13 protein-coding genes are annotated in these 13,260 nt (G+C 68.2%); 7 read left to right on the top strand and 6 right to left on the bottom strand.

Features of this window, described 5'->3' with window-relative positions; translation table 11 throughout:
- Positions 1-156: 156 nt before the first annotated feature.
- Positions 157-486: a chorismate mutase gene (locus FCU40_RS05560; RefSeq protein ID WP_035017242.1), complete on the bottom strand. Its 330-nt coding sequence runs from the start codon at positions 484-486 to the stop codon at positions 157-159.
- 47 nt (positions 487-533) lie between these two features.
- Positions 534-1,490, bottom strand: coding sequence for a transcriptional regulator GcvA (gcvA, locus tag FCU40_RS05555; protein ID WP_004619571.1), 957 nt, complete (start codon positions 1,488-1,490; stop codon positions 534-536).
- A 185-nt stretch (positions 1,491-1,675) separates the two neighbouring features.
- On the opposite strand from gcvA, the gene cobA reads away from it, so the two are divergent.
- The 5 genes from cobA to FCU40_RS05530 are packed head-to-tail and all read left to right on the top strand — an operon-like array spanning position 1,676 to position 5,859.
- Entirely contained in the window at positions 1,676-2,608 is a 933-nt protein-coding gene (gene cobA, locus FCU40_RS05550) for a uroporphyrinogen-III C-methyltransferase (RefSeq protein WP_168073481.1), read from the top strand.
- Complete coding sequence (locus FCU40_RS05545; RefSeq protein ID WP_168073479.1) at positions 2,605-2,970, top strand: DUF2849 domain-containing protein; 366 nt, start codon at positions 2,605-2,607, stop codon at positions 2,968-2,970. The genes cobA and FCU40_RS05545 overlap by 4 nt, the downstream gene beginning before the upstream one ends.
- A 6-nt stretch (positions 2,971-2,976) precedes the next feature.
- Positions 2,977-4,635 (top strand): nitrite/sulfite reductase, encoded by a 1,659-nt coding sequence (locus tag FCU40_RS05540; RefSeq protein WP_168073477.1) that lies wholly within the window; start codon positions 2,977-2,979, stop codon positions 4,633-4,635.
- Entirely contained in the window at positions 4,619-5,125 is a 507-nt protein-coding gene (locus FCU40_RS05535) for a DUF934 domain-containing protein (RefSeq protein ID WP_168073475.1), read from the top strand. The genes FCU40_RS05540 and FCU40_RS05535 overlap by 17 nt, the downstream gene beginning before the upstream one ends.
- Positions 5,125-5,859, top strand: coding sequence for a phosphoadenylyl-sulfate reductase (locus FCU40_RS05530; protein ID WP_168073473.1), 735 nt, complete (start codon positions 5,125-5,127; stop codon positions 5,857-5,859). The genes FCU40_RS05535 and FCU40_RS05530 overlap by 1 nt, the downstream gene beginning before the upstream one ends.
- Before the next feature lie 41 nt (positions 5,860-5,900).
- On the opposite strand, the gene FCU40_RS05525 is transcribed toward FCU40_RS05530, so the two are convergent.
- Positions 5,901-8,081 carry a penicillin acylase family protein gene (locus FCU40_RS05525; protein WP_168073471.1) on the bottom strand — a complete coding sequence of 727 codons (2,181 nt, stop codon included), beginning with the start codon at positions 8,079-8,081 and terminating at the stop codon, positions 5,901-5,903.
- Between the two features lie 86 nt (positions 8,082-8,167).
- Entirely contained in the window at positions 8,168-8,689 is a 522-nt protein-coding gene (locus tag FCU40_RS05520) for a 3D domain-containing protein (RefSeq protein ID WP_004621398.1), read from the bottom strand.
- Positions 8,690-9,038: 349 nt separating this feature from the next.
- Here FCU40_RS05520 and FCU40_RS05515 point away from each other — a divergent pair, with 349 nt between their 5' ends.
- Together FCU40_RS05515 and FCU40_RS05510 are read left to right on the top strand one after the other, a co-directional pair.
- Positions 9,039-10,067: a S1/P1 Nuclease gene (locus tag FCU40_RS05515; protein ID WP_168073469.1), complete on the top strand. Its 1,029-nt coding sequence runs from the start codon at positions 9,039-9,041 to the stop codon at positions 10,065-10,067.
- A 2-nt stretch (positions 10,068-10,069) separates the two neighbouring features.
- On the top strand, positions 10,070-10,519 hold the full coding sequence (locus FCU40_RS05510) for an NUDIX domain-containing protein (protein WP_168073467.1): 450 nt from the start codon (positions 10,070-10,072) through the stop codon (positions 10,517-10,519).
- Between the two features lie 3 nt (positions 10,520-10,522).
- On the opposite strand, the gene FCU40_RS05505 is transcribed toward FCU40_RS05510, so the two are convergent.
- A complete protein-coding gene (locus tag FCU40_RS05505) occupies positions 10,523-10,873 on the bottom strand; it encodes a UrcA family protein (RefSeq protein WP_168073465.1) in 351 nt (116 codons plus the stop codon).
- A 257-nt stretch (positions 10,874-11,130) separates the two neighbouring features.
- Positions 11,131-13,260: ATP-binding protein (locus tag FCU40_RS05500; protein ID WP_168073463.1), on the bottom strand; the 2,130-nt coding region annotated here is incomplete at its 5' end.

Raw genomic sequence — 13,260 nt, 5'->3', positions numbered from 1 at the left:
CGGAGTGGTCCGGGCCTTCCGTCACATTTGTCTGACGAATGGTAAGACCAGATTTCCGTTCCGACATGACCGCCCGGCGCGAAACATGTCATTCAAACTAAGGTTGAGTTTGGGAATGCGCGACAAGCTGGGGGCGCCGCGGGACGCGCCTTCGCCTCAGCCCTTCGTCTTGTCCCAGCTGTCGTATTCGTAGGCGATGCAGCGGTCGATCAGCGTGCGCCAGACCGGTTCGGCGATCGCTTCCGACAGTCCCGACGCGCGGGCGGCGGCCTTGACCTTGTCGACCACGTCCTCGATCCGCGCGCGGTCGAAGACCTTGGAGCGGTCGGCCTTGATGCGGGCGGCGGCGTCCATGAAGCCCTGACGCTCGGTCAGGAGCTGGACCAGGGCCCGGTCCAGGGCGTCCACGCCCTGGCGCACATCGGCCATGGTTCGGCAGTCGGCGGGAGCCAGGTGCTCGTCGACATTGAGAGTCGTGATTTTCATGGGCTCCTTTAAGCCGGTTCCCATGACGGAAACCAGTGCTCCGACCCCTAAATTCCGGCGCCGTTGTCCAGGGTCCGCAGCGCCGCCTCGTGGGCCTCGGCCTCGGCCCGCAGCCAGTTCACGAAGGCCTTGACCTGAGGCAGGCGGCCCTTGGCCTTCGGGTGAACGACATAATAGGCGAAGTCGACGGCGGTGGAGGCTTCGAACGGAATGACCAGGCGTCCCGCGTCGAGGTCGGCCTGGGCCAGGGTGCGCTTGGCCAAGGCGATCCCGCGGCCGTTGGCGGCGGCCTCGATCACGAGACTGGACTGGTTGAAGCGCGGTCCCCGCGCGCCGTCGACGCCCTTGATCCCGCGCGCGGCCAGCCACATCGCCCAGTCGGGGCAGCTGTCGTCGGCGTCGGGCGAGCCGTCGTGCAGCAGGATGTGGTGGGCCAGGTCCTCGGGGCGTTCGAGGGCGTTCTGCTCCAGCAATTCGGGGCTGGCGACCGGGACGACGGTCTCCTGCAGCAGGCGGATGACCTCCAGGCCCGGATAGCGGCCCGAACCATAGCGGATGGCCATGTCGACCTCGCCGGTGGCGAAGTCGACGACCTCCATGCCGGCCGACAGCCAGACATCGACCTGCGGATGGGCCTGTTCGAACTTGCCCAGGCGCGGCACCAGCCACTTGGCGGCGAACGATGGCGCGGCGGTCAGGGTCAGGCGACGACCGTCCACGGCGGCGGTGAGCAGGCTGGCGGCCTCGGCCAGACGGTCGAAAGCCTCGCGCAGGGCGGGCAGGGCGGTCTGGGCCGCGTCGGTCAACAGCAGGCCCTTGGGCGTGCGCTTGAACAGGGCCGCCCCGACATAGTCTTCCAGATTCTGGATCTGCTGGCTGACGGCGCCCGGCGTCACCGACAACTCGTCGGCGGCGCGGCTGAAGTTCAGATGCCGCGCGGCGGCCTCGAACGCGCGCAGGGCGTTCAGCGGCGGCAGGCGACGGCGCTCGTTGGGTCTTTCCATAGTTTTACTGAACGCCCCGGCAGAAGTCCTTGTTTGCGAATTGGCCCCTTCGCGCCGAGTTTGCAAGCGCTCGCTGACGGATAGGCCCTTTTCGTCGGCGTGCTGAGCGGGGTCGTCTTCAGGGGCGACCCCGCCTTGCGTTTCACGGGTTTATTCCGACCGCGTTGATAGAGGTTCTAAACCGCATGGCCCGCTCGCCGATCCGAAACGTCGCGAACGCCAAGCCTGGCCTCGTCGTGGTGGACGGGACGCGCGCCAACCGCGGGCTTGGCGCGGTGTGGCTGGTCGGCGCGGGGCCGGGCGATCCGGACTTGCTGACCTTCCGGGCCTTCAACGCCCTGCGCGGCGCCGATGTCGTCGTGCATGACGGCCTGGTCTCGGACGAGATTCTGGACCTCGCGCCCAGCCGCGCCCGGCGCATCAACGTGGCCAAGCGCAAGTCGCGCCACACCCTGCCGCAGGACGGGATCAACCAGCTGATCGTGGCCCTGGCCCTGGACGGTCTGAACGTGGTGCGCCTGAAGGGCGGCGACCCGTTCCTGTTCGGCCGGGGCGGCGAGGAGCTGGCCGCCTGCCGCGAGGCCGGGGTCGAGTGCCATGTGGTTCCCGGCGTCACCGCCGCCCTGGCCGCCAGCGCCAGCGCCGGCGCGCCGCTGACCCATCGCGGCAGCGCCCAGGCCGTCACCTTTGTCACGGGCCATGCCGCTCACGGCGAGCCGGATCTGGACTGGGGCGCCCTGGCCCGGCCAAACCAGACGGTTGTCGTCTATATGGGCGTCTCGACGGCTGGCCTGATCGCCGAGCGCCTGATGGCCGCCGGCCGCGCGGGATCGACCCCGGCGCTGATCGTCGAGAACGCCAGCCGCGCCGACGAGCGCCGGATCCCGACCACGCTGTCCGGCCTGGCGCAGGCCGCCCAGAACGTGAAAGGCCCCGCGCTGCTGATGGTCGGCGAGGCCATGGCCATGGCTGAAGTTCAATCTCCTCCCCTGTTGACGGGGGAGGGGGACCGCGAAGCGGTGGAGGGGGCGCTAGCCGCCGAGCGCGCCCCCTCCGTCATCTCGCCCGGGGGCGAGCTGACACCTCCGCCGCTTCGCAGGGGAGGAGAGTTCAAATGAAAGCGATCACCGCCAACCGCCTACTCGACGGCGAGGTCGTGTTCTGGAAGTCCGGCCAATGGGTCGACCGCTTCGGCGACGCTCAGCTGTTCGACGATCACGACGCCGCCGACCTCGAGGCCGCTGTCGCTACGGGCAAGGGCCAGCCGACCGTCGTGGTCGACGTCTATCCGATCGATCTCGTGCCGTCCGACGGCCGCTGGGCCCCGCTCAGCTATCGCGAGCGCATCCGGGCTCTGGGCCCGACCAACGAACCCACGCACGGCAAGCAGGCCGAGGGCGGCGACGTCGTCGAGGCCCTGCGCCACGCATCGGGCGCGGCCCGCTCGACCGGCCGCGTCGACCTGATCCGCAGGAAGTAGGGCGGCATGTACCAGTACGATCTCATCGACAAGGAATTCCTGGCCGACCGTTCGGCCGAGTTCCGAGGCCAGGTCGCTCGCCGCCTCGCTGGCGAGCTGACCGAGGACCAGTTCAAGCCGCTGCGCCTGATGAACGGCCTCTACCTGCAACTGCACGCCTACATGCTGCGGGTGGCCATCCCGTATGGCTCGCTGAACCCGACCCAGGCCCGGCGGCTGGCGCGGATCGCCCGCGACTACGACAAGGGCTATGGCCACTTCACCACGCGCCAGAACATCCAGTTCAACTGGATCAAGCTGAAGGACGCGCCGGACATCCTGGACCAGCTGGCCGAGGTGGACCTGCACGCCATCCAGACCAGCGGCAACTGCATCCGCAACACCACCTCGGATCCCTATGCGGGCGCGACGTCGGAAGAGGTTGACGACCCGCGCGTCTGGGCCGAGGTCATCCGCCAGTGGTCGACCCTGCACCCGGAATTCTCGTTCCTGCCGCGCAAGTTCAAGATCGCCATCACCGCCTCGGCCAAGGACCGCACGGCGGCCAAGGTGCATGATATCGGCCTGATGCTGCGCCAGGGCCGCGACGGCCAACTGGGCTTCGAGGTGATCGTCGGCGGCGGGCAGGGGCGCACGCCCTATGTCGGCCCGACCATCAAGCAGTTCCTGCCGACCGACCGGCTGCTCAGCTATCTGGAAGCGGTCCTGCGCGTCTACAATCGCCATGGCCGCCGCGACAATATATACAAGGCCCGGATCAAGATCCTGGTCGCCGCCCTCGGCGCCGAGGAATTCTCGCGCCAGGTCGAGGAGGAGTGGGCCAAGATCGACGCCGCCCGCGCCGACCTGCCGGCCGCCGAACTGGCCCGCATCCGCGCCGCCTTCGCCAAGACGCCCTTCGAGACTCTGCCGGCTCGCTCGGAAGCCTTCGAGACGGCCAAGGCCAACGATCCGGCCTTCGCCCGCTTCGTCCGCAACAATATCCGGCCCCACAAGCAGCCGGGCTATGCGATCGTCGAGGTCTCGCTAAAGGCCGCCGACCAGACGCCCGGCGACGCTTCGGCCGACCAGTTGGAGGTCGTGGCGGATCTGGCCGAGCGCTATAGCCTGTCGGACCTGCGCGTGACCCACGTTCAGAACCTGGTCCTGCCGCACGTGAAGCTGGACGACCTGCCGACGGTCTTCGCGACCCTTCAGTCGGCGCGGCTGGCCACGCCGAACATCGATCTGATCAGCGACATCATCGCCTGCCCCGGCCTGGACTACTGCGCCCTGGCCAACGCCCGCGCCATCCCGATCGCCCAGGACATCGCCCGCCAGTTCGCCGACGCCGATCGCGCCGAGGCGATCGGGGAGCTGAAGATCAAGATCAGCGGCTGCATCAACGCCTGCGGCCACCACCACATCGCCCACATCGGCATCCTGGGCGTCGATAAGAAGGGCGAGGAATTCTATCAGCTGTCGCTGGGCGGCTCGGGCGCGGAGGACGCCTCGATCGGCAAGATCCTCGGCCCCGCCCTGCCGGCCGACAAGGTCGCCACGGCGGTCGACCAACTGGTCGGGGCCTATCTGTCCGTCCGCGATGACGGCGAGCGCTTCCTCGACACCTATCGCCGCGTCGGCCTCGAGCCCTTCAAGGAGGCTGTCTATGCCCAGGCTTATTGAACTGGTCGATGGCGAGGCCCGCTGGACCGAGGACGGCTTCGCCCAGATCGCCGACGAGGACGCCATCCCGGAAACGGGCGACGTGATCCTGTCCCTGGCGCGCTTCGAGACCGAGGGCGACGCCTTGCTCAGCTCGAACAGCCGCCGTGTCGGCGTGCGGGTCGAGTCGCACGAGGAGGTCGAGGGGCTGGCCTATGACCTGCCGCGCATCGCGGTGGTGGCTCTGGCCTTTCCGAAATATCGCGACGGCCGCGCCTATACCTCGGCCCGTCTGCTGCGTGAGCGGTTCGGCTATCAGGGCCAGATCCGCGCCGTCGGCGACGTGCTGCGCGAGCAGGCCGGCTTTATGGTCCGCTGCGGCTTCGACGCGTTCGAGCCTGCCGACGGCGCGACGCCCGAGGCCTGGACGAAGGCGGCCAGCCGCTTCCGCCACGTCTATCAGCGCGGGGCCGACGCCCGGCCGACGGCCTTCGAGGAAAGGGCGTCCTGATGGCCTACGACCAGATCGAGGGCAGCGCCGCCGGCCTCGCGGCGCGGCTGGACGCCGAACTGCGGGAGGCCCACCCGCTGACCGTGCTGCGCGCGGCGCACGAGCGGTTCGGCGCGCGCCTCGCCCTGGTCTCGTCGTTCGGGGCCGAGTCGGCCGTGCTGCTGCACCTGGCGGCCCAGGTTTCGCCCGGCATCCCGATCCTGTTCCTCGACACCGGAATGCTGTTTGGCCAGACGCTGGACTATCGCAAGTCCCTCGCCGCCCGGCTGGGCCTCAGCGACGTGCGCGACCTGCGCCCGGCCTTCGCGGACCTGGCGATCCAGGACCCGAAGGCGGACCTTTGGCGCACGAGCGTCGACGACTGCTGCCACATCCGCAAGGTGCTGCCGCTGGACCGGGCGCTCGCGGGCTTCGACGGCTGGATCACCGGTCGCAAGCGCTTCCACGGCGGCGACCGCCTGAGCCTGCCGGTGGTCGAGGTCGCGGACGGCAAGGTGAAGTTCAACCCGCTGGCCAACTGGACCAAGGTCGAGCTGGACGCCTACGCCGCCGAGCACGACCTCCCGGCCCACCCGCTGGTCGCCCAGGGCTATGCGTCGATCGGCTGCTGGCCGTGCACCCAGCCCTCCGACGACGGCCGCGCGGGACGCTGGGCGGGGCAGGAAAAGACCGAGTGCGGCATCCACGTCGCGCGGGCCCCAGGCGTCGCGCCGAACGTGGGCGGGGATATCTAGGGTTAAGGCTCCGCCGCGATGCGGCGGAGCATCTAGTCTATTCATTCCCCCGGCCGGTAGGTCTTTACCGCGTGGGCCTTTACGTCTTCCGGATAGAAATAGACGTCGCGCAGATTGCCCAGGCTGTAGCGCAGGGCCTGGTCGTTGAAGTGCGGAGAGGCCGGGTCGCCGCTCTCGCCGCCGGCCGAGACCGCGCGGGCGCGGACCTTGTCGCCGAACTCCACGACCGCCACGAAGCTGTTGCCGAGCGTCCCGTAGTACTTCTTGGTCCCCGGATAACGCTTGGCCCCGAACGAGGCCAGCGAGCCCCATTGGGCCGAGGTGAACGGCACCGGGATGCTGGGCTTGTTGTCGTCGAAGGTCTGCACGATCGACCCGTCGTTGCGCTGGAAGCGGTTGATCTGGCCCCAGGGCGTCTTCCACGATCCGAAGTCGGCGGTCAGGCGGTCGGAGGCCTCGGCCAGGGCGGCCAGCTTGTCGGCCGGCGTCAGCTTATCGGCCATGTAGTCGTAGGTGTTCAGCCCCGCGGCCTTGGCGGCGGGCGCGGCCTTGGCCCACATCGCCTCGCCCCAGAACACCGCCAGCGAGGTCTCGGTCGACTTGGCTGACCACTTGCGGTCCCAGGCCTTCAACGCGGCGACCTGCTCGGCGACCCTGGCTTTCAGCGGGTCGCTATCGGGCGTGGCGGCATAGGCCGTTTCCAGCGTCGGGACCAGGCGAGCGAAGGCGGTCAGGTACGGATCGTAAGCCTTGTCGATCAGTCCGCCCAGGGTGAGGTTCTTGGCGTCCTTCAGCACCAGCTGGGCGTGGACGCCGCGCGGCGTCTCGCCGACCGTATCCATGTACTTCGGGAAATCGGCCTGCTTGGGGCTGTAGGGACCGGCGGCCGTATAGGGCCAGTTGTTGGTGTTGAAGACCCAGCCGTTCGGCGGGTTCAGCACATGCGGGGCCTTGTCCAGAGGCGTCAGGCCCTTCCAGTCGGTGGCGGGATCGGCGCCGTCCACCGGCTTGGTGTAGTCGAAGCGGTCGTCGCGCAGCGGGATGAACTGCGGGTGCAGATAGGCGATCTCGCCCTTGCTGTCGGCGAACAGGGTGTTGTTCGACGAATTGGCCTTCAGCTGCGCCACCTTCATGAAGCCGGCGTAGTCGACGGCCTTGGTTCGCAGGAACGACTGCTCCAGCGCCGCCACCGGCTTGTTCATCAAGGCGAAGGCGATCCACTTGCCGCCGTCCTCGCGCACGATCGGGCCATGGTGGGTCTTGAACACGGTGAAGGTCTTGGCGGCCATCGACCCGTCGGCGGCGCGGTAGGGGACGGTGATCGTCTGGCTCTTGAGGGGGCGCAGCTCGGACCCGTACTTGTAGAAGCGCTGGCCGTCCTTCTCGACGATCGTCTCGGCGAACTCGTCGACCGAGTCGACGCCGCTGGACGTGTGCATCCAGCCGGCCTTGGCGTTGAAGCCCTGGTAGATGAAGAACTGGCCCCAGGTCACCGCGCCATAGGCGTTCAGGCCCTGGTCGCTGGACATCTGCAGCTCCGAGCGGAAGAAGAAGCTGGTGTGCGGATTGATCAGCAACATGGCGTGGCCGGTCGCGGTCAGCTTCGGCGCGATGGCGATGCCGTTCGAGCCCTTCGGCTCCTTGAACAGCAGGCCCTTCTCGTCGGCGGTCATGGCCAGCTGGCGGCGGCCATAGAAGGCTTCCAGCTGGGTCAGGGGCACGCGCTCGATATCGCCGCCGATGCTGCCTTCCGAGAAGCTGAGCGCCATCCAGGGCTCGAAATGGGTGATGACCTTGGGCTTCACGGCCGGGTGCGTCGCCAGATAGAAGTTCAGGCCATCGGCCCAGGCGTTCATCAAAGCCTTCAGCCAGGGCGGGCTCTTGGCGTAGTCGGCCTTCAGCACCACGGGATCGATGAACAGCTTCTGGCGCAGGTCGGCCCAGATCGCGCTCTCGCCCTCCGCCTCGGCCGTGCGGCCCAGCGAGGTCATGAAGTTGGTCTCGACGCGGTTGAAGTCGTCCTCGGCCTGGGCGTAGGCCATGCCGAACACCGCGTCGGCGTCGGTCTTGCCGTGGACGTGGGCGATTCCCCAGTCGTCGCGGGTGATCGAAACGGCGGCGGCGCGGGCCTTCAATCGGGGGAGGTCATCAGCCCGAGCAGCGCTGGTTGAAAGAACCATGGCCGAAAGCAAGGCCAGGACGCTGACGGACAGATTGCGCATGATGGTCCCCGAATGCTCATCCCCAGAGACGGGGATCCAAGCCGAGTTCGAGGATCAATTCCAGTCCAAGAGACCGAAGATGCCGCCTATTGCGGCGGGCAGCCCTTGAATTCGCCGACCTTGCTCACCGACAGATTGGAAAGGTCCAGGCCGCCCAGGGCGCGCATCGAGGCGGCGCCGAAGCCGCTGAACAGGTCCAGGGTCTGGCCCTTGACCGCGCCGCCGATGTCGGAGGCGTACCAGTAGCCGTCGTGCTTGCTGCCGTCGGGCATGGTGAGGCCGACGGTTTCCTTGATGAAGATCACGGTGCGGCGCGGAATGACCTTGGGGTCCACGGCCACCGTGCGCATCGCCGCGACCTTACAGCCCAGCGAGTCGAAGGCCCGGATGCCGCGCGCGCCGGCGTGGTACAGGGTGGCCCTCATCTTCCACTCGACGGTGCCCGGCAGGCCTCCGCCCAGGGCCGAGGCGATCAGGTCGCCCAGCGGGTCCTGGCGGGCGGCCGGCGCGGCGGCGGAATCCTCGCCGGGGGCGGCATGGGCGAGAGCGGGAAGGGCGAACGCGGAGATGACCGCGGTGGCCAAAATTCCGGCGAGCTTGCGTCGCATCGAGGGGGTCCTCTTATCGGCGTATTCTGTCGGGCGGCCGTCTGGATAGTCGGATCACAGGCCTGTGACAACCCTGGGAGTCGATGCGTTCCCGGACGATTTCTCCCGTCGAGCGAAAAAGCGGCGTGGATTCAGCCTGTTGAAGCGGAGCCTTGAAGCGTCGATTTTTACCGTTCGGCAAGCTTTTTGGCCGGAACCCGCCTGGAAACACCGTTGCAACAAACCCCCGTTCTGGTCGGGGCGCGGCTGACCCTGGCGGATAAGCCACCGGCGCCTTACACCCGCGTGACGCGCGAGGGCGGCTCTCAAGACCGCGCTCGGCATGATCTGATTCCTCGGAGTTCCTCCCTTGCGACTGTCGTCCAGCCTGAAAGTGCTCGCTCTCGCCGCCGCCCTGTCGGCGCCGGCCGCCTCGGCCTTCGCCTGGGGGGCCTCGGGCCACCGCGTCGTCGGCGTCGTCGGCGCGGAGAGTTTCCCGGCCGATCTGCCGGCCTTCCTGCGCACGCCGGACGCGGTGGCGGCCATCGGCGAATACGCTCGCGAGCCGGATCGCTGGAAGGGCTCGGGCAAGCTTCACGACACCGATCGCGACGCCGCCCACTTCCTGGATATCGATGACCAGGGTCGGATGTTCGGCGGTCCCGCCTTCACGGTGGCGACCCTGCCGCCCACCCGCGCCGACTACGAGAAGGCGCTGCAAGCCGTCGGCGTCGACAGCTGGAAGGCCGGCTACCTGCCGTATTCGATCATCGACGGCTACCAGCAGCTGGTGAAGGACTTCACCTACTGGCGGATCCTGAGCGCGGTGGTGAAGACCGAGAAGGACGCCACGAAGCTGGCCTACTACAAGGCCGATCTGAAGCGCCGCCAGGAGCTGCTGATCCGCGATCTGGGCGTCTGGGCCCACTATGTCGGCGACGCCAGCCAGCCGCTGCACATGAGCGTGCACTACAACGGCTGGGGCGACTATCCCAACCCCAACGGCTACACCCAGTCGCGCCAGATTCACTTCCAGTTCGAGGGACCGCTGGCCAAGGCCGTCGACGACGAGAAGGCGATCAAGGCCCTGGTCCCGGCCTACAAGGCCTGCGACTGCTCGATCGAGACCCGCGTCGTCGGCTATCTGACCACCACCTGGAAGCAGGTCGAGCCGCTGTACCAGCTGGAAAAGGCCGGCAAGCTCAACGAGAACGATCCGCAAGGGCGGGCGTTCACCCAGGAGCGGATCGCCGCCGGCGCCGCGGCCTTGCGCGATTTGGTGGTCGACGCCTGGACCGCCAGCGCCAAGGGTACGATCGGCTATCGGCCCGAGATCAGCGTGTCCGACGTTGAGTCCGGCAAGGCCGATCCGTGGTTCGACCTCTACGGCAAGGACTAGGAATGCTGGCTTTCGGCGCGCCCTTCGCGGGGGCGATCTACAAGGACCGTCCCGCCGCGTTCGGCGTCGCCGAGAACGCCGAGGGCAAGATCGCCCTGGCGGAGGTGACCAAGCCGGGAAAGGCGCCTTACTTCGACCTGCCGGGCGGGGCGGTGGACGGCGACGAGACCGAACGGCAGGCCGTCGCGCGAGAGTTCGGCGAGGAGACGGGGCTCGTCGTCGAGGCGGGCGTCCTGATCGAGACGGTCTCCCAGCTCTTTCTGAAGTCCGACGGCCAGCCTGTTCGGAACTTCGGCGGCGTCTATGTCGTCAAGCTTCTGGACGAAAAGCCGGCCCTGAAGGTCGAGGACGACCATCGGCTGGTCTGGCTTGACCCGCGCGACGCGGTGGTCGCCCTGCGCCACGACGCCCATGCCTGGGCCGTGGCGGCGTGGCTGAGGCGGGGACTGTAGCGCTCAGAAGTCGCGCCAGGCGAAGACCGCCGGCTCGGCCTTGCGCGCGGCGCGCAGGTCGGCGACCTGGAGAGGGCTCAGCTCGGCGCGCAGGTCCTCGCGGAAATCCATCAGGCAAGCGCGGTAGGACAGGCCCCGCACCCCGCGTTCTGAACACATCTGGACGGCGGCGCGGTCGGCTCGGCGTTGGAATTCGCGCGCGTCGGCCGGCCGCGACAGGTCCAAGTCGCCGATCGGGATGCGGATCACCGGCTGTTCCGGCTCGGCGGCGTGGGCGCTGGCCAGGCCGACGATCGGCGTTGCGGCCAGGGCCAGGGCGGCGATGGCGGCGATGCGATTGACGATAGCGCTCATGATCAGGTCCCTCTCTCGATTGACCGCCTTAGAGCCTGTCCGCTTCAAAGGGAGTCATTTGAAGCGGGCAGACAGGCTCTAGAGTCCAATATTGAGAGCGCGTTCGAGCGGCTTAACCGCTCGCACTTAAACCTAACGCGCTCCAGGCGATCCGTTGAGGAAGGTGTAGTCTGGGCCAGCGCCGGACACCCGTTACGAGTGCTTCATGACGTCGAATTAAGTCTATGACGTATAAGTAATATTCCGTGCGGGCCAGCTTAGGCCGCCACGAAGTCTCGCGCGGGCTTCTGTTCGCTCTGGCGGACAGGTAGGGTGAAGCTGACCGTGGTGCCCTCGCCGGGGGTCGAGTGCATGTCCAGCACGCCGTCGTGCAGCGTGATCAGCGACTTGGTCAAGGCCAGGCCCAGCCCCGTGCCCTGGGTGGTCTTGGAGAACTGGCTCTCGACCTGCTCGAACGGCCTGGCCAGGCGCGCGAGGTCTTCCTTGGCGATGCCGATGCCGGTGTCGGTGACCGACACCTTGACGGTGTCGCGGAACGGGTCGCGGCGCATCTCCGCGCGGACGGTGACGCTGCCGGCGCGCGGCGTGAACTTGATGGCGTTCGACAGCAGGTTCAGCAGCACCTGCTTGACGGCGCGGTAATCGGCCTCGATCTCGGGCAGGGGCGGGAAGTCGACGACCAGCTTCAAGCCCGCGGCCTCGGCGCGATTGCGGACCAGGCGCACGGCGTCCTCGGCCACGTCCTCCAGATGCATCGGCTCGAACCTGAGGTTCATCTTGCCGGCCTCGATCTTCGACATGTCCAGAATGTCGTTGATCAGGGCCAGGAGGTGCTGGCCCGAGGCGTGGATGTCCTGGCTGTAGCCCTTGTAGCGCGCGTCGCCGAGCGGGCCGAACATCTCGTTCATCATGATCTCGGAGAAGCCGTTGATGGCGTTCAGCGGCGTGCGCAGCTCGTGGGACATGTTGGCCAGGAACTCGCTCTTGGCCTTGTTGGCGCTCTCGGCCTTGACCTTCTCGGTCTCGTACTTGCGGGCCAGTTCGGCCAGCTGCTCCTGGCTGCGTTCCAGTCCGGTGACGGCCTTCTGCAATTGCTCCTCGTTGAGGCGCCGGGCTTCTTCCTGGTTCTTGATGGCGGTGATGTCGGCGGCGGTCATCACCAGACCGCCCTCGGCCGTGCGGCGTTCGCTGATCTGGATCCAGCGGCCGTCCATCAACTCGGCCTCGCGCACGCCCCGCTGACCGTCGGGCGCGGGGAAATCGTGCTTGATGGCCAGGGCGGCGAAGCGGTTGACCTCGGCCCGGGCGGCGCCGGGCTTCAGGATCTTGGGCTCCAGCGAGAAGACGCTGCGATAGTTGCGGTTGCACATCAGCAGGCGGCCTTGCCGATCCCACAGGACGAAGGCTTCCGACACGCTTTCGATGGCGTCGCGCAGACGGTTCTCGGCGGCCTGGGCGCGGGCCTGGGCGATGCGCTCCTCGGTGACGTCCAGGGCGACGCCAATGATGCGGTTGTGTCCGTCCGCGCCCGGCTTGCCGAAGCCCTGACCCCGCGCGTCGATCCAGAGCGAGCGGGCGCCCTGCTCGGCGGCGGGCACGCGGAACGAGACGTCGAACGCCCCATAGGTGGCCGCGTTGGCCAGCGCCTTTCGGACGCGTTCCTGGTGGTCGAGCGAGATGCGGTCGATCAGGTCCTGGCCCGAGACGACGCCGCCGCCGCCCCAGCCGAACATCACGCCGGTGACATCCGACAGATAAACCTGGTCGGCGTTCAGATCCCATTCCCAGATGCCGCAGCGGGCGGCTTCCACAGCCAGGCGGAAGCGTTGCTCGCTGTCGACGAATTCCCGGTGCGCGACCTCGGCCTTGCGGCTCTGGACCATCAGCAGCAAGGCCAGGGCGATGCCGGCGGCCAGTGGGGCCAGCAGGCTGAAGACGCCCTCGATCACCTGTTCATCCAGATTGGCGCCGCCATGCGCCGGCGCGGCGGCCAGGGCCAGCAGCGCGCCCTCGCCGATCGGTCGAACGGCCACGTCCAGGCCCGCGCCGTCCGAAGCCTGTCCGCGCAGGGCGGACAGGCCGCCGGCGACATCGTCGGGCGAGATGGCGAACGCCTCCTTGATATTGCTCGCGCCCTGGGCGGCGCGACCCCGGCCGGCGAGCAGCTTGCCGTCGGGCAGGGCGAGGGCGACGCCATCGCCCTTGTCGGGTTGGGCCACCAGGCGCGAGGCGTCGCCGCTGGCGATCACGAAGGCGCGGGTGTGGTCCAGCGTCGCGGCGGTGGCGACATAGAGCCGGCCGGTGTCGCCCACCGAGCCCGTCCAGGTCGTGCGGCCCGAGGCCGCGGCCGCCTGCGCCGCGCCCTTCCAGTCGGCCCCGTCGTCTCG

This window comes from Caulobacter sp. SSI4214 (assembly GCF_012184455.1).
Classification (GTDB): domain Bacteria; phylum Pseudomonadota; class Alphaproteobacteria; order Caulobacterales; family Caulobacteraceae; genus Caulobacter; species Caulobacter vibrioides_E.
Note: the sequence above shows the minus strand (reverse complement) of the source record. Positions and strands in the feature narration are given on the sequence as shown.

What these genes read in the sequence shown, in the direction of transcription:
- FCU40_RS05560 (WP_035017242.1), bottom strand. Translation starts at nt 486, where the DNA reads ATGAAAATCACGACTCTCAATGTCGACGAGCACCTGGCTCCCGCCGAC.
- gcvA (WP_004619571.1), bottom strand. Translation starts at nt 1,490, where the DNA reads ATGGAAAGACCCAACGAGCGCCGTCGCCTGCCGCCGCTGAACGCCCTG.
- cobA (WP_168073481.1), top strand. Translation starts at nt 1,676, where the DNA reads ATGGCCCGCTCGCCGATCCGAAACGTCGCGAACGCCAAGCCTGGCCTC.
- FCU40_RS05545 (WP_168073479.1), top strand. Translation starts at nt 2,605, where the DNA reads ATGAAAGCGATCACCGCCAACCGCCTACTCGACGGCGAGGTCGTGTTC.
- FCU40_RS05540 (WP_168073477.1), top strand. Translation starts at nt 2,977, where the DNA reads ATGTACCAGTACGATCTCATCGACAAGGAATTCCTGGCCGACCGTTCG.
- FCU40_RS05535 (WP_168073475.1), top strand. Translation starts at nt 4,619, where the DNA reads ATGCCCAGGCTTATTGAACTGGTCGATGGCGAGGCCCGCTGGACCGAG.
- FCU40_RS05530 (WP_168073473.1), top strand. Translation starts at nt 5,125, where the DNA reads ATGGCCTACGACCAGATCGAGGGCAGCGCCGCCGGCCTCGCGGCGCGG.
- FCU40_RS05525 (WP_168073471.1), bottom strand. Translation starts at nt 8,081, where the DNA reads ATGCGCAATCTGTCCGTCAGCGTCCTGGCCTTGCTTTCGGCCATGGTT.
- FCU40_RS05520 (WP_004621398.1), bottom strand. Translation starts at nt 8,689, where the DNA reads ATGCGACGCAAGCTCGCCGGAATTTTGGCCACCGCGGTCATCTCCGCG.
- FCU40_RS05510 (WP_168073467.1), top strand. Translation starts at nt 10,070, where the DNA reads ATGCTGGCTTTCGGCGCGCCCTTCGCGGGGGCGATCTACAAGGACCGT.
- FCU40_RS05505 (WP_168073465.1), bottom strand. Translation starts at nt 10,873, where the DNA reads ATGAGCGCTATCGTCAATCGCATCGCCGCCATCGCCGCCCTGGCCCTG.